The organism is Psychrobacter sp. ANT_H59 (genome assembly GCF_008369225.1).
Lineage (GTDB): Bacteria > Pseudomonadota > Gammaproteobacteria > Pseudomonadales > Moraxellaceae > Psychrobacter > Psychrobacter cryohalolentis.
The window spans coordinates 23,414-43,491 of record NZ_VOBE01000008.1; the positions used below are offsets into that span (position 1 = coordinate 23,414).

General features: G+C 42.4%; 16 protein-coding genes. 7 read left to right on the forward strand and 9 right to left on the reverse strand.

Annotated elements, in window-relative coordinates; translation table 11 throughout:
* Nucleotides 1-18 precede the first annotated feature (18 nt).
* Nucleotides 19-237 (reverse strand): DUF2788 domain-containing protein, encoded by a 219-nt coding sequence (locus FQ083_RS11740; RefSeq protein WP_020444359.1) that lies wholly within the window; start codon nucleotides 235-237, stop codon nucleotides 19-21.
* A gap of 415 nt (nucleotides 238-652) precedes the next feature.
* Between FQ083_RS11740 and argS the strand changes: the two genes are divergently transcribed.
* The 3 genes from argS to FQ083_RS11755 all read left to right on the forward strand — a co-directional run bounded on the left by argS (nucleotide 653) and on the right by FQ083_RS11755 (nucleotide 4,579).
* Nucleotides 653-2,482, forward strand: a complete 1,830-nt coding sequence (gene argS, locus FQ083_RS11745) for an arginine--tRNA ligase (protein WP_149409972.1) — start codon at nucleotides 653-655, stop codon at nucleotides 2,480-2,482.
* 66 nt (nucleotides 2,483-2,548) lie between these two features.
* Nucleotides 2,549-3,340: an SPOR domain-containing protein gene (locus FQ083_RS11750; RefSeq protein WP_020444357.1), complete on the forward strand. Its 792-nt coding sequence runs from the start codon at nucleotides 2,549-2,551 to the stop codon at nucleotides 3,338-3,340.
* 144 nt (nucleotides 3,341-3,484) lie between these two features.
* Nucleotides 3,485-4,579: a PTS transporter subunit IIC gene (locus FQ083_RS11755; protein ID WP_149409973.1), complete on the forward strand. Its 1,095-nt coding sequence runs from the start codon at nucleotides 3,485-3,487 to the stop codon at nucleotides 4,577-4,579.
* 128 nt (nucleotides 4,580-4,707) lie between these two features.
* On the opposite strand, the gene FQ083_RS11760 is transcribed toward FQ083_RS11755, so the two are convergent.
* The 5 genes from FQ083_RS11760 to rdgB form a co-directional block, all read right to left on the reverse strand.
* On the reverse strand, nucleotides 4,708-5,691 hold the full coding sequence (locus FQ083_RS11760; protein ID WP_149409974.1) for a c-type cytochrome: 984 nt from the start codon (nucleotides 5,689-5,691) through the stop codon (nucleotides 4,708-4,710).
* Nucleotides 5,692-6,142: 451 nt separating this feature from the next.
* Nucleotides 6,143-7,417, reverse strand: coding sequence for an ATP-dependent protease ATP-binding subunit ClpX (gene clpX, locus FQ083_RS11765; protein ID WP_020444354.1), 1,275 nt, complete (start codon nucleotides 7,415-7,417; stop codon nucleotides 6,143-6,145).
* Nucleotides 7,418-7,550: 133 nt separating this feature from the next.
* A complete protein-coding gene (gene clpP, locus FQ083_RS11770; RefSeq protein WP_149409975.1) occupies nucleotides 7,551-8,246 on the reverse strand; it encodes an ATP-dependent Clp endopeptidase proteolytic subunit ClpP in 696 nt (231 codons plus the stop codon).
* A 407-nt stretch (nucleotides 8,247-8,653) separates the two neighbouring features.
* On the reverse strand, nucleotides 8,654-9,997 hold the full coding sequence (gene tig, locus FQ083_RS11775; RefSeq protein WP_011514543.1) for a trigger factor: 1,344 nt from the start codon (nucleotides 9,995-9,997) through the stop codon (nucleotides 8,654-8,656).
* A 446-nt stretch (nucleotides 9,998-10,443) separates the two neighbouring features.
* On the reverse strand, nucleotides 10,444-11,106 hold the full coding sequence (gene rdgB / locus FQ083_RS11780) for an RdgB/HAM1 family non-canonical purine NTP pyrophosphatase (protein WP_227673072.1): 663 nt from the start codon (nucleotides 11,104-11,106) through the stop codon (nucleotides 10,444-10,446).
* 457 nt (nucleotides 11,107-11,563) lie between these two features.
* Here rdgB and FQ083_RS11785 point away from each other — a divergent pair, with 457 nt between their 5' ends.
* Entirely contained in the window at nucleotides 11,564-12,193 is a 630-nt protein-coding gene (locus FQ083_RS11785) for a superoxide dismutase (RefSeq protein ID WP_011514541.1), read from the forward strand.
* Nucleotides 12,194-12,334: 141 nt separating this feature from the next.
* Here the strand turns inward: FQ083_RS11785 and FQ083_RS11790 are convergent, their stop codons facing one another.
* The 3 genes from FQ083_RS11790 to FQ083_RS11800 all read right to left on the reverse strand — a co-directional run bounded on the left by FQ083_RS11790 (nucleotide 12,335) and on the right by FQ083_RS11800 (nucleotide 14,997).
* Entirely contained in the window at nucleotides 12,335-12,979 is a 645-nt protein-coding gene (locus FQ083_RS11790) for an SLATT domain-containing protein (protein WP_149409976.1), read from the reverse strand.
* A 119-nt stretch (nucleotides 12,980-13,098) separates the two neighbouring features.
* Entirely contained in the window at nucleotides 13,099-13,917 is an 819-nt protein-coding gene (locus FQ083_RS11795; RefSeq protein WP_020444351.1) for a DUF72 domain-containing protein, read from the reverse strand.
* 72 nt (nucleotides 13,918-13,989) lie between these two features.
* A complete protein-coding gene (locus FQ083_RS11800; RefSeq protein ID WP_149409977.1) occupies nucleotides 13,990-14,997 on the reverse strand; it encodes a polyprenyl synthetase family protein in 1,008 nt (335 codons plus the stop codon).
* A 740-nt stretch (nucleotides 14,998-15,737) separates the two neighbouring features.
* Here FQ083_RS11800 and fadB point away from each other — a divergent pair.
* From fadB to FQ083_RS11815, 3 genes are all read left to right on the forward strand, one after another.
* Nucleotides 15,738-17,897: a fatty acid oxidation complex subunit alpha FadB gene (gene fadB, locus FQ083_RS11805; protein WP_149409978.1), complete on the forward strand. Its 2,160-nt coding sequence runs from the start codon at nucleotides 15,738-15,740 to the stop codon at nucleotides 17,895-17,897.
* 143 nt (nucleotides 17,898-18,040) lie between these two features.
* Nucleotides 18,041-19,213 (forward strand): acetyl-CoA C-acyltransferase FadA, encoded by a 1,173-nt coding sequence (gene fadA, locus FQ083_RS11810; protein WP_149409979.1) that lies wholly within the window; start codon nucleotides 18,041-18,043, stop codon nucleotides 19,211-19,213.
* A gap of 264 nt (nucleotides 19,214-19,477) precedes the next feature.
* Nucleotides 19,478-20,053, forward strand: a complete 576-nt coding sequence (locus FQ083_RS11815) for an isochorismatase family protein (protein ID WP_011514535.1) — start codon at nucleotides 19,478-19,480, stop codon at nucleotides 20,051-20,053.
* Nucleotides 20,054-20,078 lie beyond the last annotated feature (25 nt).

The following is a 20,078-nucleotide window of genomic DNA, read 5'->3' on the forward strand; positions in this document are numbered from 1 at the left end:
AGTAAATCTTCAATGCTTTTAGATAAACCACCGTGTAAATGCCATTTCTAACAATATTTTTAAGATAAAACCGATGAAACCGGCACCAAGTGCCAAAAACATCCAAAATGTACCAGCGCGACCAGCACCAGACTGTTTTGATAAGTCCCAAATGATAAAGAATAAAAAGGCAATAAAAATGGGCAATAAGATGTAAAGCCCCCAACTGGTAACGGTACTGGCAGCAATGGCAAACATAATTTTATCCTATATATAAAGTCATAAAGTACCACGTTCTCTGTTCGTTATTTTATTGCTTTTTAATGAAATACTTATAAATAGTTGAATAAGTATTTAAGCATCACGATATCAAGAGAAAGTAGCCAATAAATGGCGTTATTATAACGTGGAATAGGCTAGGTATGAATGTTTCATCAACCTTGGGAAACAGGAACGCTACAATAACTCTGACCTATAAGCTATCTGCCAATTATAATAACCCCTAAACGTCAAATAAACCCTAGCACCTTGCTATAAATAGCATTTTATCGCTATTTTTGGTTCAAATAGTGCAATAGCAGGTAAAGGTTGTTATATTTGCAGGTTATTTATCTTTTTATCGTATTTGATATACCACCACTTTTATTGTTTATTTATCCGAGTTTATAGTCCTATGTCACAAGCCCAAATCGATACGCTTACCTCACTGTTTGACAGTGCGATTGCAGTCCTAAAAAATGACGGCGAATTACCAGCTGATTGGCAAAATAATAGCCAAATTACGCGTACTAAAGATACCAGCCATGGTGATTTTGCCAGCAATATTGCCCTAACTGCGGCCAAAGCTGCCAAAGCCAATCCGCGCCAAGTGGCTGAAAAAATCGTCAATGCATTGCCTGAGAATCAAGATATCCGCCAAATAGAAATCGCGGGTCCAGGGTTTATCAATGTATTTTTGAATACTGAAGCTAAGTTTGCCGTGTTAGATGATATCTTTAATTTGCAAAATGGCTTTGGCTTAAGCAAGCAGTTTGACGGACAAAAAATACAGGTCGAATTTGTCTCTGCTAACCCAACTTCTAGCTTACACGTTGGTCACGGTCGCGGCGCTGCATTTGGTATGAGCGTATCAAACTTGCTTGAGGCGATTGGCTATGATGTCACGCGTGAGTACTATGTCAATGATGCCGGTCGCCAGATGGATATCTTAGCGACCAGTACTTATTTGCGCTATCTAGAAACCAATGGTGAGACGGTCACCTTCCCCGTCAACGGCTATCAAGGCGACTATGTCAGTGATATTGCTCAGACATTAAAGACGCAGCATGCTGATACTTACGTACATCGTTTCGCCGATATTGCCGAGAACGTGCCAGAAGATGCGCAGTTCGAAACAAATGCCGATGGTGAAAAAGTACTGCTATCAGGTGATAAAGAAGCCCATATCGATGGTCTAATTGCCAACAGTAAAGCTTTACTTGGTAATGGTTATGAGCTGTTTCTAAATGCAGCATTAAGCAGTATTTTGGCTGATATCAAAGACGATCTGAATGACTTCGGTGTAAGCTATGAATGCTGGTTTAGCGAAAGATCGATTGATAGTGAGATTGAGCCAGTCTTACAGATTTTAGAAGACAAAGGCTATCTCTACGAAAAAGACGGCAATATCTGGTTTAAGTCGACGGATTTTGGCGATGAAAAAGACCGTGTCGTACGCCGCGCTAATGGGCAAAGCACCTATTTTGCCTCTGATATCGCCTATCATAAAAATAAATTCGATCGCGGTTTTGACAAAGTAGTGAACGTTTGGGGTGCAGACCATCATGGTTATGTACCGCGCGTAAAAGCGGCTTTATTGGCGCTTGGTATCGATGCCGACCGTTTAGATGTAGTGTTGGTGCAGTTTGTCGCATTATGGCGCGGTAATGAAAAAGTACAAATGTCATCACGCTCTGGTAAATTTGTGACCTTACGTGAGCTACGTCACGAAGTTGGCAACGATGCAGCGCGTTTTTATTACGTCGCGCGTAAGCCTGAAGTACATGTTGATTTTGACTTGGAGCTTGCGAAATCGCAAAGTAAAGACAACTTGGTTTATTACATTCAATATGCACATGCCCGTGTTTGCCGTGTGTTAGAAAAACTACAAGCCAGCGGTTTAAGTGTGGATGATGCGATAGGTGCGGCGCAGCAAGAATTACTTGTTGCACCAAGTGAAGAGGAGTTGATTAAGCTGCTTGCTGCTTATCCTGCTACCTTGATGCGCTCAGCGACAGGTTATGAGCCGCACATCTTGACTAATTACCTTAAAGAGTTGGCAGCGTTATTCCATGGTTGGTACGACAGCAATCGTATCTTGCCTGTGAGCCTGACTTCAGGTGAGACACCAAGCGCCGATGAGATGGCGATGATGCAAGCTCGTTTACGTTTATCTAAAGCAGTACGCCAAGTTATCAGTAACGGGCTTGGTCTATTAGGGCTGTCTGCACCGTCTAGCATGTAATAAAGCTGGCAACTGATAGTAATAATTCAATAATGACAGATAGATTCAGTAGGGAGAATGCGATCCATGTTAGCCAAAAAACCAAGAGGTGCCACTGAAAAGCGCAAAACAAGTAGTGCGTCAGGCTTATTATGGATGTTTGTTGGTGCAGTGTTGACGCTGATGATCGGGGTATTCTTATATCTGTCACCATGGTTTAATTTTAGTCCCGCTGATACGGCTGGAGATCCTAATAAGCAAATACAGCAACGAGTGGATCCTGATGCTGACAATGGTGATTATGAATTCTATGATATTTTACCCAATCAAGAAATGGCAACCGTCCCTGATGAAGAATTTGACAAGACCGACAATGACCAGCTGGGTGAAATCATAGATTTTGAACCGGATGTGATAGTCAATCAAACTGACAGTAATGTGCCTAGTGCTAATGATGGTACGGGTAGTATTTCTGAAGGTACAACCAGTGCGCCAAATGCTGGCGCAGCTACTGGTAATGATGATATCGTTATTATTGAAGAAGATGCGACCTACGATGGTACGCCAGCGACAAGCAATCCGGGTACTAATGCAAACAAACCCAATGCTGGCAATGCAAGTATTCAAGCTGCTAAGCCTGCTGCTACGTATATCTTACAAATTAACAGTTTTGGTGATGCTGATGAAGCCGACCGTCGCCGTGCGCAAGTACTGATGGCAGGTGTTGATGCAAAAGTCGTCAAAAACACTACTGGTAATGGCTTGCCTATCTATCAGGTGATTTCACGCCCGATGAATAGTCGTCAAGCTGTTGCTACTGCTCAGCAGCGCCTGCAAAATAACGGAATTGATTCTATTATCGTTGAACAACGTCGTTAGTTTTAGATTGATTTGATTGTTTAGAAAAAAGCGTCACAGTGGCGCTTTTTTTATACGTTTTTTTTTGCTAATAGCGGCGCATTTTTTTAAACTTAACCCACTATATTGAAATTTTTTATTGCCACACTAACCGAGAGTATCGCTATGACGGTATCTAATTCAGCAGTAACCACGCACAGTCATTTTAAAGCATTTTTTCAAAAATACTTTATCGATGCATTTACTGGTATGGCATTGGGGCTTTTTGTCACCTTAATAGCGGGTCTTATCATCTCGCAAATCGGTGGTTGGCTAAATCTGCCAGCACTGATTGCTGTCGGAAAATTGGCATCTGTGTTAATGGGCGCGGGCATCGGTGTCGGCATTGCTTATTATCTAAAAGCGCCAACTTTGGTAATGCTTAGCTGTTTGGTCGCTGGTATGTTGGGCGCTCACTCTGAAGCATTAATGGCAGGGAATTTGTTTATCGCTCAAGAAGCAGGTCCGGCCACCTTTGCTGCGCTACCGGGTAATCCAATCGGTGCATATTTGGCGTCAGTTTTTGCCTATCGCGCTGGTACATGGGTTGCAGGCAAGACCAAGCTTGATATTCTACTGGTACCTTTACTGGTCTGCGCGGTGGCATTAGCCGTATGTGCGCTGCTCAATCCTCCTGTTGTTGCTGCGGTCAATGCCATTGGTCAAGGGATTCAAGCGGCAACTACTTTACAGCCATTATTAATGGGAATCGTAATCGCTGTCGTCGTCGGTATATTGCTAACGATGCCGACATCGAGTGCGGCCATTTGCATTGCAATTGGTCTTGGCGGGGTCGCAGGCGGGGCAGCGGTAGTCGGTTGTGCAGCGCATATGATTGGCTTTGCCGTCGCCAGCTTTAAGGACAACGGCATAAGTGGGGTGGTGTCTCAGGGTTTGGGCACTAGCATGCTACAAATCCCCAATGTGCTCAGAAAACCCATTATTTTATTACCGGCTGTTATAGCAAGTGCTATCGTCGGTCCGATAGCGACCGTCGGCTTTGAGCTAGCATGTACGGCTACAGGCGCAGGTATGGGAACTGCAGGACTGGTTGGCGTATTTGGCGTGATTGAAGCGTCAAAAGAGATTATGAGTACTGGTCAATTATGGACGGCGATTATTTTATTGATGTTTATATTGCCCGCTGTGATTGCTGGACTGGTGGCTTATATGATGCGCCGATTTGGTTGGTTGGTCGATGGCGATATGAAACTGCCTTAACATTCATTAAAAAATAAGCAGCATTCCTTAAAAAGTAAGATTTGAGGAAGAACTCAGGAAAATCGAAAAGCCCAGTTATCTAAGTTAGCTGGGCTTTTCATTCTTCTAGCATTTATAACGTTTTTAAATTAGCGACGTACATCTTTAGGGGCGTCGCCTTTTGGCCAATCTTTGTCTTTATTGGCTTTTACTGGACGTGGCAAGTGAGTAAAGTAAGCAGCAATATCGACGGCTTCTTGGTCAGTTAACGTATTGCCTTGACCAAAGGGCATTTTGCCTTTGATAAATGCCGCAGCCGTATAGGTACGTGCCATACCAGCACCATCATTGAAGGACTTTTCACCAGCGACAGCAGGATAAACGTAGGTGCCATCGTCGTTATACTGACCTTCACCAGTTGCACCATGACAAACACTACACTTCTCTGCAAATAGCTTTTTGCCATTGTCAGTGTTTGGCTCGAGGTTTTTATCCACTTTGACAAAACCGCGACCTTCAGGCGATACGCCAAATGGCATGTCTTGTGACAACCAGCTCATGTAAGCCACCATCGCGTTCATATCATCTGAACCAAGATCAAGTGCCTTACCGTTCATCGAACGCTCAAAACAGCCGTTAATACGTTCTTGTATCGTATTGACACGACCTGCGCGCGTACGATAGATAGGATAGACACTGGGCATATTGTTCCAAGGCGCGGCATAAGCCTCTGAACCATTGCCAAGGTGACAGCTGGTACAGTTCAGCTGATTACCAACGTTATTTGGCATCTCTTTATAAGTGTGATTGGCAATTTGTAAGCCGCGACGCACAGCGGCACCAAACTCATCATCTGGAATCGTAGATTCATCAGGCATCTTAATAGTAGGCTTGCCACTTGCCGTATCAGTGCCACCTGCAGTCGCAGTCATGTCATTGGCAGCTGGCATGTTACTTTTAATCACTTCAGCGCGTGCTTCGAGATCTTTTACTCGTGCCAATGCTGCCGCTTCTTCGACACGGTCAACGGCTTTGGTTTCAGTGTGATCGCTACAACCAGTAATACCGACAGCACTAATGGCAAACACAGTGGCTATCAAAACGGAGCGCTTAGGATATGGGAGCGTTTTCATAGGAATATCCTTATTTTAAAAAGTAATATAGAAATTTAAATTTATATGCTAGTTTAGGTGCCATAATGGTAAAACTAACTCGATATTTTGTGTCAGTAAAAGGCTAAGAGCAGTAAAAATAAGGATAATCTTTAGAACAGCATAAAAATAACACGTAATATCGAGTCTTTGATGCAATCTTAGTTGCTCAGCAGCCTAACTCTAGCGCTTGAAATATAACAGAGAATGAAGCGGTAGGTTGCTAGTAACATTAGTGTATCAAATACAAATACGTAAAGTGTTTTAAAATTGAAAACAGAAGCCATAACATTAGTATTTCGTTGCTTCTTTTAAACTGAAGTCCTTGTATTTAGCATAAAAAAGCGCTCAAACATAGATCATGTTTGAGCGCTTTTTTTAAATTTTAGCTAACTTTTCGCTAATTCAAACGAGTGATGTAGCAAGTTAACAGTTAAGCAATTTCAGGCGTCTTGCCTTCGTTAATCACTTGCTCATCAACGAGTACAGTCTTAGCATCCTTCATAGAAGGCAGCTCATACATCGTCTCTAACAGAGCATTTTCAACGATAGAGCGCAGTCCACGAGCACCGGTTTTGCGTGCCATCGCTTTTTTAGCAATCGCATCAAGCGCTTCTTTGGTAAACGTAATGTCAGCGCCTTCCATATCAAACAGATACTTATACTGCTTAACCAAGGCGTTCTTAGGTTCCGTCAAAATCTGAACCAATGCATCTTCGTCTAGCTCTGTAAGCGCAGCAAGTACTGGAAGACGACCGATAAGCTCCGGAATAAGTCCAAACTTGATCAAATCTTCAGGCTCTACTTGTTGCAGTAGTTCTGAGCTACGACGACTATCATCTTTTGAGCTGACATCAGCATTGAAGCCAATGCCTGTTTTTTCAGTACGCTGCTGAATGACTTTATCAAGACCGGCAAACGCACCGCCAACGATAATCAAAATATTGCTGGTATCGACTTGGATCAACTCTTGCTGCGGATGCTTACGACCACCATGTGGCGGAATAGCCGCGACCGTACCTTCGATAAGTTTTAGCAATGCTTGCTGTACGCCTTCACCCGACACATCACGCGTGATAGAAGGGTTATCACCTTTTTTGCTGATTTTATCAATCTCATCAATATAGATGATGCCTTGCTCCGCTTTACTAACATCATAATCTGATGCTTGTAATAGCTTTTGTACGATGTTTTCAACGTCTTCACCGACATAACCGGCTTCGGTCAAAGTCGTGGCATCCGCCATCGCAAAAGGAACATCAAGTAGACGTGCTAGCGTTTGCGCAAGTAAAGTCTTACCAGAACCTGTTGGACCAATCAGTAAAATATTACTCTTTGCCAATTCTACCATTGCATCATCAGCCCCAATTTTAGCTTTTTTGCTATCATTGGCTAAAGTTTGGCTAACTTTTAGACGCTTATAATGGTTATAAACGGCCACAGCCAAAGCTTTCTTAGCAGCATCCTGACCGATGACGTATTCATCAAGCTTGGCGCGCAATTCTTTTGGTGTTGGCAGTTTTTTATTGACCCAAGAGGTATCAATATCGCTATCGTCATCACCATGTTCGTCACTGTCGGCGATAAGGTCTGTACATAGCTCAATACATTCATTACAAATATTGGCATCGTCAGCGGCAATCAGCTGCTTCACTTCACTTTTTTCTTTGCCGCAAAACGAGCACTGCGGGGTGTTATCTTCTGCCATATACAGGCACTCCTAAAATTTTATACTTATAAATATTCTGATGTGTGTATCAACGCTTAAGTGCCTAATATAGAGCACTTAAGCATAAGCAGCGCTACTAGCTACATCGATACAGCTGCTCATAGACTGGCTATTATAAAGAAGCAGGGCGATGCTCTAATACTTCATCGATCAGACCATATTCTTTGGCTTCTTTAGCATCTAACCAATAATCACGCTCGACGTCTTTTTCAATTTTGTCTACTGGCTGACCCGTACGCTCAGCCAAAATCTCGTTTAAGCGCGCACGAGTTTTTAGGATTTCACGTGCATTGATTTCGATATCTGTTGCTTGACCTTGCGCGCCGCCTGAAGGTTGATGAATCATGACGCGAGCATTGGCTAAGGCATAGCGTTTGCCTTTTTCACCAGCAGCCAGTAGGAATGAGCCCATGCTATACGCACCGCCCATACAGATAGTTGATACTTCAGGTTTGATAAAGTTCATCGTATCAAAAATGGCCAAACCAGCACTGACCGAGCCGCCTGGTGAGTTGATATATAAATGAATGTCTTTATCAGGGTTTTCGGCTTCCAAAAATAGCAGCTGCGCCACAATAAGATTGGCCATATGGTCTTCAACTTGACCGGTCAAAAAGATAACGCGCTCACGTAGTAGACGTGAGAAAATATCAAACGAGCGTTCGCCGCGAGCTGATTGCTCAACTACCATAGGGACTAATGCTGCTTGGGTTGCGCTTTGATTATACTGTGCGCTCTGGGCAGTAGTGTGTGCGCTCATCAGCATATCAAAATGCGGGTTGGCAGTGATGCGATCATAATCTGTCATAAAAATATCCTGTTTATAAAGATAGAAGATAAAAAGTAGAAAATCGTTAAATTTTTATTGGTGTTTATCATTGTAAACATTGTCGGTTTATAATAAAACCTATTACGCTAAATGAGACGGGTATCGCATCAATAGTTGATAAATAGCGGTAATAAAGGCTATTAGCTTAAAATAATTGAGCTAATGGTAACTTTTTTATCAGAGTAATAGTAACTTTTTAATGTGACAAATGATAAATGACTTCCTATTAATAGGGCGTTTGTGCGTACTTATCAAGGGTGCTGTCTATAATCTAGCCATAAAGATAGCATATAAGCCACCAATAAAAATGCCCTAACAAATTTGTTAGGGCATTTTTAGAGCAATCTTAGCAGTCAGTACCAGTTAATGGCAAAGATTTAGCTAGATTACATTGCTTGCTGTTGTTGTTGCTGAGCAGCTAATAGGTCTTGGTAGCTAACTTCTTTGTCAGTTACTTTACCTTGCTCGATTAGATAATCAACCACTTGGTCTTCTAATACAACAGACTCAATGTTCGCGCGCTGTTGCTTATCAGTGGTGTAGTACTCGATTACCTCACTTGGATCTTCGTAGTTTTCAGCCGCTTCTTTGATGAACGTCTCAACGCGAGCTTGGTCAACTTCTAAGCCTTTGGTATCGATAACGCGAGCAACGATGATGCCAAGGCGTGCCGCACGTAGTGCTTGCTCTTCGAATAACTCATTTGGTAGCATGTCTTTATCGAAGCTATCAGCATTCGCACCGAACTGCTGAGAAAAACGTTGCATCATCATGTTGCGTTGACGCTCGATTTCTTGCTCTAGCATAGCATTAGGTACGTCAAACTCGTTCTTTTCTAACAAAGCATCAAACGTTGCTTGCTTTACTTGGCTACGAGCAGCATTTTTGATTTCGCGTTCCATGTTTTTGCGAACGTCATCTTTTAACTTCTCAACGCCGCCTTCTTTAACACCAAATAGCTCAAGGAATGCATCGTCAATTTCTGGTAGCTTAGATTTTTCAACCAATTTTACATTGATTTTGAACTGAGCTTCTTTACCCGCTAAGTTTTCAGCTTGATAATCTTCTGGGAAAGTCACGTCGATGGTTTTTTCTTCGCCAGCTTTCATACCTTTGATGCCTGCTTCAAAGCCAGGAATCATCTGATTGCTACCGATAACCAATTTGAAGTCTTCAGCAGATCCGCCTTCGAACTTCTCGCCATCGATAGAGCCTTCAAAGTCAAAAGTGACTTGATTGCCTTTGTCCGCTTTACCTTTTTTCTCAACGAATTCTTCACGTTGTTTTTGTAGGTTTTCGATCATAGTGTCAACATCAGCTTCATCAACCTTGGCGGTATGACGCTCAACTTCGATCTCATTGATACCTTGTACATCAACTTCTGGGAAGATTTCAACAGTGGCTTGATAAACCAAGAAATCATCTTCAAGTTTTACGTCGTCGATATTCGGCATGCCAACGGCGCGGATGTCTTCAGACTTGATCGCTTCAAAAACGGTATCACGAATAACGTCGTTGATCACTTCTTGTTGAATGCCAGCACCGTACTGTGAACGGATATGTGACATAGGCACGTTACCTTTACGGAAACCGTCAATCTTGGCAGTTTTCGCTACTTGGCGAATACGGCCTTCAACTTTGTTTTGAATCTTTTCAACGGGTACTTTAACCGTTAACTGAGTTTCTTTGTTAGATAGCTTGTTGGTTGTGACTTGTAAATCTGTAGCCATGATCATTACACCTTTAGGATTGAATAATAGACAACCATGCCTCAAAATACGGGCGTTTATGACTGGTTGCCGTTGGAATAAATAGGGGATAGTGATAGCAAGTCATTCTCAAATCAATGCCTTTAGCAATCGCTGCTGGCTCTGAAAAACGACATGTTTAATCTTAGTCGATACTATCAAATATCAATAATAAACCGTCAATAGGTCGCATAATAACGCTTTTTGGCGAATAATACAGACAATTAACGGCTTTCAACAAAATTTTAAAAGTAGAACAGTATAATCTATCTGTTTATTAAAGTAAAAATTATCTGTTTTGTCGTTTACGCGGTATCAATTTACTATATCAGTCATCTCATTTAAAGTACGTCTTGTATGTCTACGCCTGATTTACTGATGTGAGGATTAAATGGCATCAAATTGGATAACTACAAGAGATAAGCGTCTTATAAAGGCAATTGCGCCAATAACTGCTTGATCGCCTGACCGCGATGGCTGATGCTATTTTTATCCGCAGCGCTGAGGGTTGCAGCCGTCGCCTGCAGCTCTGGTAACCAGAACAGTGGATCATAACCAAAGCCACCTTCACCATGTGGCAACTCTAAAATCTCACCGTGCCATAAACCTTGCGCGATAATTGGTAGCGGATCATCAGCATGGCGCACCATCGCTAGTACGCAAACGAACATGCTCTTAATAGCAGTATCAGGCTGTGCTGCGCGGATAGGCTGCAAGTCAGCGATAAGCTTTTCATTATTCTTACTATCGTTACCATGCTCACCGGCATAGCGCGCCGAATAAATACCGGGTGCATTACCCAATACTGGCACACAAAGTCCAGAATCGTCGGCAATCGCAGGCAATCCACTAATACGGCTAGCATGACGGGCTTTTATAATGGCATTTTCGATAAAACTCAAGCCATCTTCAATCGCATCGTCGATATCGAGCTGTCCTTGTGGTATTACTGTCACATCCAAATCTGCTTCCGAAAATAGTCTTGTGAACTCAGCAAGCTTGCCTTTATTATTGCTGGCGAGTACCCATTGCTTGTGAGATGTAGATTGGGTCAAGGGTCGCGATGTGTGTAGTGTATTGATAGCACTCATAGAGAATATTCCGTCGTGTCGTTAGATCTAAACAAAAAATAGTGATTTATATTAAGGTACTATTTTTATAATTTTTTTGTTTGCTGTTCACAAGCAATACTGATTGCGCTGTGCATAACATTTGGTAACTGGTATTTGTCGCCACTATTGCTATAATAGATGCCAAGCTACAGTGAATTATATCTTATAGCTTGTGAATATTTGGTTAATAAAGGCTGACAAAGTCAAGTGTTTGGCTTTTGAGCCAAGAGCAAGAAAAGAATAATAGTTAATTTTGGATTCATAATAATACGTGATACTGTGTTCAGCAATACAATGTATTAATCGATAAAATTCATTTCAAACAATAAACTCAGCCAATTTAGCCAGCTATTTTATAGGGTTTTTTGCGTGTTAAAAATAGCGTAAAATTCAGTTTCCATAAAATAACAGCTAAAACAGCAAGGATAAAATAACTATGTCAAAGATTACTTTACCAGACTTACCATATGCAAAAGATGCTTTAGAACCGCACATCAGTGCTGAAACTTTAGAGTTCCATCATGATAAGCATCACAATGCATACGTGACTAAGCTTAACGAGTTGCTACCAGGTTCTGGTCTAGAAGACAAAACGTTGTCAGAAATCATCATAGCAACGGCTAAAGATGACAGCAAGCAAGGTATGTTTAACCAAGCAGCCCAAGTGTGGAACCACACGTTCTACTGGAATTGCATGACGCCAACTAACGGCGGTGGCGAACCTACTGGTGACTTGAAAGCGAAAATCGAAGAAGACTTCGGTAGCTATGACAAGTTCCGTGAAGAGTTCAAAAACGCAGCATTGACTCAGTTTGGTTCAGGTTGGGCATGGTTAGTGGCTGATAAAGTCGGTGGCAAATTGTCTATCGCCAAAACTGCTAACGCTGACACGCCACTTGCACATGACCAAATCGCGGTATTGACTTGCGACGTATGGGAACATGCTTACTACATCGATTATCGTAACCGTCGTCCTGACTATGTTGACACGTTCCTAGACAAGCTAGTGAACTGGGACTACGCAAACGCAAAATATAAAGGTCAAGACGCTGGTGTTGAAGAGTAATCTTTAACGAGGAAGTATTTGATTTGAAAAAAGGACGCTGAGAGGCGTCCTTTTTTGTTGTATTTTCTAAAAATATAACTGTTTATTCAGAGTTAAGAGTCTGTATAGACGTAGTCAATGTTTTAACGTTTTTTGGTCTAGTCAATTCCAAAACCAAACCCAGTCAAATGAAACCCAATACAGTACTACAGCTAAAGTGCCTATAACCAATATGTAAGAGAAGAAATCTAAGAATAGAGTCCAATATATATGAAGTTTAGAGTACCACCATTCCATACCTTTAATAGTGTAGTTTTCGGGCATTACAAGCCGTGCTCTAATGTGGTCACTACTAGAATAGTTATTCGAATGAGTCTCAAATAGTTTTAATATGTTGTAGTATGAATCTCTAAAACCATCATAAGATATTTGACTATATGGTTGATTTAGAAATGGATGTATCTTTTGTTTAAGTTCACCAAGCTGTGTTGCGCATGAATACATTTTTTCAGATAAATTTGAGTAATCATTTTTATCAATTAAAAGTGAGTAAACTAATACTGCGATGGTCGAAAAAATCTGAATCAATGTTACTAAGTCATTGTTTATATTTTTTCCAAGGCTATAAGCTTGCATCAATGATATAAGAATTAATCCTAAAGAAATTATTACAACTGTATAAGTTGAATATTTGCTATGAAGTCTCAGACGGTCAGATGCATTGAATCTTGTTTTTGAAGTTGCATCTATTTTCTTATATAGATTATTAAAACTTTCCTCTTTTTTTAATGTTTTTTCCGTACTCAAGCTTGATTCCTCGCTAAAAAATATGAGATTTCCGTAATATACTTACTAATTTGTTAGCTATTGTAGGGTGTGGTTTTAATTAGCCGTTGAATGGTGAGTTGCACTTCGCAAACTATACTCTACAGCACCTCAAACCCAAACTTACTCAACGCTTCTCTCAACATCGCAATATTATAATAAGCATGCGCATTGACCGTATTTTGAAAGAAGATATACAGCGTATCAAAATGCTGACGCTGATTGGCAATCGCCTGTGCCCAGTCCTGCATCTCCGCCTCGCTATAACGATAATCATGACGGTCAGCCGCACTCATCGCATCCCACCAGTTTAGATTATTACCATGCATACGCAGATAGCCGGTGCGCTCGGTAAATATTAGCCGTGACGGTGGTAGACCACTGACTTTTGGATAATCGACGCTACACCAAATCAGACCTTGTTTGACAAAACTATCGACCACTTGCGGGTTATGCCAGCCGTTATGACGAAACTCAACAGCGAGTGGGTAGTCCTGAAACCAACTGACCAGATTTGCTAAATAAAGACGATGCTCACGAGTACGATCAAAGCCATGTGGGAATTGTAATAATAATGGCGCTAGAGCATTGGTTTCGATAAGCGGGGATAGGGCATTTAAAAACGCTTGCGCGTGATCGCTAGTGCCCTTACGCGCATGAGTAAAGTCTTGATGCAGTTTGACGGCAAATTTCAATTCACTGTCTGCCTGCACATAGGCTTTATCGACCATACCAGCAAAGGCTTTTTGTCCAATGGGTGCATAAAAAGTACTATTAATCTCAACTGCGCCATATTGCTTGGCGTATTCACGTAAGAAGTCCGTTTTTTTGGTACCCGTTGGATAAAGCGTACCGAGCAAATCGGTATCGCTATAACCGCCAGTACCGAGGTAAATACGCGGAGTAGGGGCACTATCCATGTTGATCACCCTTTGCTGTTTTCAATGATTAAAAGATTGGGCTTGTTGTTTCTAAGCTTATTCCTTATTTAGCTATTTCTTACGTGCCCAAAGCCATTCGATAAGTGCCATCAGCGCATCAGTGTCTGAGCTGTCATCAAGTTCACGAGAAATGGCTGCACGCCCGTCATCAAATAGTGATTGCGCATAGCTTGTCGCATTATTGACACCCATCAATTTTACATAGGTAGATTTGTCCAGTTTTTCGTCGCTACCCGCAGGCTTGCCAAGCGTATCCGTGCTAGTAGTGACATCTAAGATATCGTCTTGAACTTGAAAGGCCAGACCAATGTGTTGGGCGCACTCTTGTAATGCCATACGCTGCGGAGCCGTCGCGCCAGCGCAAATGCCGCCCATCAACATCGCCGCTTCAATTAATGCGCCGGTTTTATCACGGTGAATGGCTTCTAAATCATCTCGTGTGATGTCGTTACTGGCTTCAGCATTCAGATCGAGCATTTGACCCGATACCATGCGCCGTGCACGCGGGGCAAAGATAGCAAATAACTGACTTGCGATAGCGGAATCAAAAGGCGCAAAGGTTGGCAGCTCCGCAGTCAATACTTCAAAGGCTAGCGTCTGTAGTACGTCACCAGCGAGCAGGGCGGTTGATTCTTCAAAGACGATATGAGCAGTTGGCTGACCACGGCGCAGCTCGTCATCGTCCATACATGGCAAGTCATCATGCACCAGCGAATAAGTATGCAGCAGCTCCACCGCCAACGCTGCACGGCGGCACATATCATAATCTGAGTCGTTTTCTAACAAAGATGCCAAGGCATTGTCTTTATCGGTGATTGTGTCATTATGGCTATAAGTGCTGGAAAAAGCGCTGGCAACCAGTAGTGGACGTACCAATTTACCTGTACCTGTCATTACGTAGCGGCAAGCGTCAAGCAGCGGGCTTGGCAGCTCAGCATAATCAAATAACACTTCGATATCTTTGGCTAATTGCGCGCGCACCTCATGGTGAAACTGCTCTGTGCTATTAAAAGGGATAAAGCTAATGGGAACAACGCTCGACGTAGAAGAAACAGACATAACCCAACCTTCTATCAGGTGAATAATAAAAATATCGTTAGTGTAACATGATAGATTATATTCCTTATGCCACATGCATAATCCCTAATGTATTTTTTAAAGTTGTATATTAAAAATAGAAGGTTTGATATCAAAAGCAGAAAGCTTAATATGAAAAACGGCATGAAATAATGCAACAAGCCCTCGTTACGCATTGGCGATTTAACTTAGTGGTTAAATATGTTTTGATAAGAGGCTGCATTTAAAGGTTAATCACCACGGTCTGATTCCAGTATACAAACAATCACTTAAGGCAGATTGCTAGTCAGGTAAAGGGCTGCTGTGGATTTAAGAGTGACTTGCGAGTATGGTATTAGCTTGTGACAGTCGGGGGCATAATCCCCTACACTAATTGGCGTGAAATTGGTCTAGCGATTGATAACTGAGGTTTTACACCATTTATCAATCGAAAAACGACTATAAAACCAAATCTCAGTCAATAGCTACAATAGTAGTAATATAATATAAGTACATAGAACACCAGTACATAGCTATAAAGGTACAGGCATAAGCGCTAGATAATAAAGATATCTTCACCGTTTAATTTGGCTTACTTTTATCACCATTATCACAATGACGTCATTATTGTTGATTAGGATGAAAGGGCAGATTAGCGGTGCTATTACCCATTTTTCTAACAATAACTGGCTATTTATTTTAATTTTAAAACGTAGCTTTCGTTATATAGCAAGGAGTTCCAAATGGTATACCAAGGAAATCGCATCACGGTGACAATGCTAGAGGATGGCATCGCCAACATGCAATACAACGCCGAAAATGAGAGCGTGAACAAGTTTGACACTGAGACCAATAAGCAGTTTGCTGAAGTCGTTAATGCGTTAGAAAAAGCGGATGACATTAAAGGCTTAATCGTCACGTCAAGCAAAGGCGTCTTTATCGCTGGGGCGGACATCACAGAGTTTGTGGCTTCTTTTAAGCAATCAGAAGAAGAAATCAAAGATTGGGTTATTAATATCAATGACGCCTTCAATCGCTTTGAAGATTTGCCTTTCCCGAAAGTAGCTGCTATCAATGGCGCAGCGCTTGGCGGTGGTTGTGAGATGACTTTGGTTTGTGAATACCGCGTCATGAGCGACAAAGCCATCATCGGTTTACCAGAAACTCAATTGGGTATCTTCCCAGGCTTTGGTGGTACGGTTCGTAGTACGCGTGTCATTGGTATTGATAATGCGCTTGAGCTGATTGCGACTGGCACACCAAAGAAAGCACTCGATGCACTAAAACTAGGCTTGGTTGATGCGACTGTTGCTGCTGATGACTTGCAAGATGCTGCCATTGATTTGGTCAAAAAATGTATCTCAGGTGAGCTTGATTGGCAAGCGAAGCGTGAAGAAAAGCTCGTTCCTGTTAAGCTAAATCAGCTTGAACAAGCGATGGCATTTAACAGCGCAAAAGGTATGATTTTTGCCAAAGCCAATCCTAAGCAATATCCTGCGCCAGCACTAGCTATCGCTGCTATCGAAAAACACGTTAACTTACCACGTGATAAAGCGATTGAAGTAGAAGCGGCAGGTTTTGCAAAAGCGGCGAAAACCCCACAAGCAGAAAGCTTGGTTGGTTTATTCTTAAGCGACCAATTGGTTAAAAAGTTAGCCAAACAGCACAGCAAAAAAGCACATGAAATCAATGAAGCGGCAGTACTAGGCGCTGGTATCATGGGCGGCGGTATCGCTTATCAAGCAGCCAGCAAAGGCTTGCCAATCATCATGAAAGACATCAAGTCTGAGCAATTAGACCTTGGTATGGGTGAAGCCAGCAAGTTACTTGGCAAAATGGTCGATCGCGGCAAAATGACCCCAGCAAAAATGGGTGAAACGTTAAGCCGTATCCGTCCAACGCTAAACTATGGCGATTTTGCTGAAACTGATATCGTCATCGAAGCAGTCGTAGAAAATCCAAACGTGAAGCGTGCGGTTCTTAAAGAAGTAGAAGGTCTAGTAAAAGACGATTGTATCCTAGCGTCAAACACTTCAACGATTTCTATTACTTTCTTAGCTGAAGCGCTTGAGCGTCCAGAAAACTTCGTTGGTATGCATTTTTTCAACCCAGTAAACCGTATGCCACTAGTAGAAGTTATTCGCGGTGAAAAATCTTCTGAGGAAGCTATTTCAACGACCGTTGCTTTGGCCACAAAAATGGGTAAAGTACCTGTCGTCGTGAATGACTGCCCAGGTTTCTTGGTAAACCGTGTATTGTTCCCATATTTTGGTGCCTTTGATTTGCTGCTTAAGCAAGGCGCTGATTTCGTCCATGTTGATAAAGTCATGGAAAAATTCGGCTGGCCGATGGGTCCTGCCTATCTAATTGACGTCGTTGGTTTGGATACTGGCGTACACGGTGCTGAAGTGATGGCAGAAGGTTTCCCTGACCGCATGAAGCCTGACTATAAAGGCGCTATCGAGCTTTTATATGAAAACAAACGCTTAGGTCAGAAAAACGGCGTTGGTTTCTACAAGTATGAAATGGACAAACGCGGCAAGCCAAAGAAAGTTGCTGATGAAGCCACTTATGAATTATTAAAAACCACGACTGATAGCGACAAGCAAACGTTTGAAGATCAAGCGATCATCGACCGCACCATGCTAGCTTTCTGTAATGAAACTGTACGTTGCCTAGAAGACAATATCGTCAGCACGCCGTCAGAAGCCGATATGGCGATGATTATGGGCGTTGGTTTCCCGCCATTCCGCGGTGGACCTTGCCGTTATATAGACCAAATGGGTCTAGATAACTACTTGGCATTGTGTGAAAAATACGCATACCTTGGCAAAGCCTATGAAGCCCCGCAAAAAATTCGCGATATGGCAGCAGCAGGCGAGACCTTTTACGCTACCGCGTAATAGGCAGTCATTACTAGGATGAAGTGCAGTACACATGCTCGATAAGATGATTGGTAATTTATTTATTATCAATAACCTTCTAAGTTAGATAGGCGAGCATTACAGTACTGCCACTGACAATAAAAATTGAAAAGGAAGATAGTATGACAATTTTAAGTCCAAAAGACGTGGTCATCGTAGATGGCGTACGCTCAGCGATGGGTAAAACCAAAAACGGTATGTTCCGTCATGTTCGCGCTGATAGCATGTCTGCTGAATTGGTACGTGCATTGGTTGAACGTAACGATTTCGATCCACGCGACGTTGAAGACATCATCTGGGGTTGTGTCAACCAAACGCTAGAGCAAGGTCTAAACATCGGTCGTAACATCGGTCTGCTGGCTGGTATTCCAAAGACTGCTGGTGGTCAAACCGTTAACCGTCTATGTGGTTCTTCTATGCAGGCGCTACACACTGCCGCTGCCCAAATCATGACCAACCAAGGTGATGTGTTCATCATCGGTGGTGTAGAGCACATGGGTCACGTCGGCATGATGCATGGCGTTGATCTTAACCCTGAAGCATCAAAGCACTATGCAAAAGCTTCAAACATGATGGGCTTGACCGCTGAAATGCTGGGTCGTATGAATGGCATCACCCGTGAAGAGCAAGATGCCTTCGGTCTTGAGTCACATCGCCGTGCATGGGCTGCGACCACTGAAGGTCGTTTTGACAATGAAATCATCGGTATCGAAGGTCATGATGCTGCTGGTCGCTTGCAACTATGTACCGTCGATGAAGTGATTCGCCCAGACGCGACGATGGAGCAAATGCAAAATCTACGTCCAGCCTTTGATCCAGTAGGCGGTACGGTGACTGCTGCTACCTCATCTGCATTATCTGACGGTGCGTCAGCGATGCTAATTATGAGCGCGCAAAAAGCCAAAGAACTAGGTCTAAAGCCACGTGCTCGCATTCGTAGCATGGCAATTGCTGGTTGTGATGCCGCTATCATGGGCTACGGTCCAGTACCTGCGACGCAAAAAGCACTTAAACGTGCTGGCATGAGCATCGATGATATGCAAACCATCGAGCTAAACGAAGCGTTCGCAGCGCAAGGTCTATCAGTACTAAAAGCATTGAACTTGACGGATAAGCAAGACATCGTCAACATCAACGGTGGCGCGATTGCATTAGGACATCCACTAGGTTGTTCAGGTGCTCGTATCACGGTTACTTTGCTAAATGCCATGGAGCAATCAGATACTGAAATCGGTCTAGCAACGATGTGTATCGGTCTTGGTCAAGGTATCGCGACTATTATTGAGCGTGTTTAAGCTTATAGTATTGCAATAATTTTAAAATAGTTAAGCGCTCTAATATGAACCCCTAGTTATCATAACTGGGGGTTTTTGTATTTATGAATCATAGTGGTTTACTTAGAATAAAAAGGTCATAAGTTGTTACTATCGCTTATCTCCATTGACGCATTCGCTAAACTGTGACTAAATAAGAGAGTAATTAATCATTATAATTTTAAGTCTGATATTCATTCTAAATCAGTTTAGAGCCGTCAGCTTCAGCCGTACAAGGAGTGTACTATGTCCACCATGATTACTGATCGTACCTACCGTATTGACCGTGAAAATACCCAAGCGATGATAATCGACGTCCAAGAACGTCTGACTCCGCATATCTATGATCATGAAAATATTCTCAAAAAAATAACGACTTTGATTAAAGGTCTGCAAGCGCTTGACGTTCCCATTATGCTTAATGAGCAATATAAAAAGGGCTTAGGCGAGACATTGCCTGAAATTTGTGAGTTACTAGAAGGCGATAATGCCAAAGGTTTTGAAAAAGTCACCTTTAGTGCCTGCGACAATGACGATTCATGGAATCATCTTGCGCAGCAGAATCGAAGCATCATTTTATTATTCGGTGTAGAAGCACATGTCTGCGTGCTACAAACCGCGCTTGATTTGCTTGATAACGGTATGCAGCCGGTTATTATTGGTGATGCCGTCGGTTCGCGTTTTCCGTATGATAAAAAGCAAGCAATTCGCCGTATTCGCCGTGCTGGCGGGGTGATTACCACGGTTGAAACCATTCTGTTTGAGCTTTGCCGTAGTAGCAAAGACCCTGCGTTCAAAACCATTAGTAACTTGATTAAATAGTCTTTTTACTCAATTTAGAGCAGAT

What these genes read in the sequence shown, in the direction of transcription:
- FQ083_RS11795 (WP_020444351.1), bottom strand. Translation starts at nt 13,917, where the DNA reads ATGGATAGTGCCCCTACTCCGCGTATTTACCTCGGTACTGGCGGTTAT.
- FQ083_RS11755 (WP_149409973.1), top strand. Translation starts at nt 3,485, where the DNA reads ATGACGGTATCTAATTCAGCAGTAACCACGCACAGTCATTTTAAAGCA.
- FQ083_RS11815 (WP_011514535.1), top strand. Translation starts at nt 19,478, where the DNA reads ATGTCCACCATGATTACTGATCGTACCTACCGTATTGACCGTGAAAAT.
- clpP (WP_149409975.1), bottom strand. Translation starts at nt 8,246, where the DNA reads ATGACAGATTATGATCGCATCACTGCCAACCCGCATTTTGATATGCTG.
- FQ083_RS11750 (WP_020444357.1), top strand. Translation starts at nt 2,549, where the DNA reads ATGTTAGCCAAAAAACCAAGAGGTGCCACTGAAAAGCGCAAAACAAGT.
- FQ083_RS11760 (WP_149409974.1), bottom strand. Translation starts at nt 5,691, where the DNA reads ATGAAAACGCTCCCATATCCTAAGCGCTCCGTTTTGATAGCCACTGTG.
- argS (WP_149409972.1), top strand. Translation starts at nt 653, where the DNA reads ATGTCACAAGCCCAAATCGATACGCTTACCTCACTGTTTGACAGTGCG.
- rdgB (WP_227673072.1), bottom strand. Translation starts at nt 11,106, where the DNA reads ATGAGTGCTATCAATACACTACACACATCGCGACCCTTGACCCAATCT.
- fadA (WP_149409979.1), top strand. Translation starts at nt 18,041, where the DNA reads ATGACAATTTTAAGTCCAAAAGACGTGGTCATCGTAGATGGCGTACGC.
- FQ083_RS11800 (WP_149409977.1), bottom strand. Translation starts at nt 14,997, where the DNA reads ATGTCTGTTTCTTCTACGTCGAGCGTTGTTCCCATTAGCTTTATCCCT.
- tig (WP_011514543.1), bottom strand. Translation starts at nt 9,997, where the DNA reads ATGGCTACAGATTTACAAGTCACAACCAACAAGCTATCTAACAAAGAA.
- FQ083_RS11740 (WP_020444359.1), bottom strand. Translation starts at nt 237, where the DNA reads ATGTTTGCCATTGCTGCCAGTACCGTTACCAGTTGGGGGCTTTACATC.
- FQ083_RS11785 (WP_011514541.1), top strand. Translation starts at nt 11,564, where the DNA reads ATGTCAAAGATTACTTTACCAGACTTACCATATGCAAAAGATGCTTTA.
- clpX (WP_020444354.1), bottom strand. Translation starts at nt 7,417, where the DNA reads ATGGCAGAAGATAACACCCCGCAGTGCTCGTTTTGCGGCAAAGAAAAA.
- fadB (WP_149409978.1), top strand. Translation starts at nt 15,738, where the DNA reads ATGGTATACCAAGGAAATCGCATCACGGTGACAATGCTAGAGGATGGC.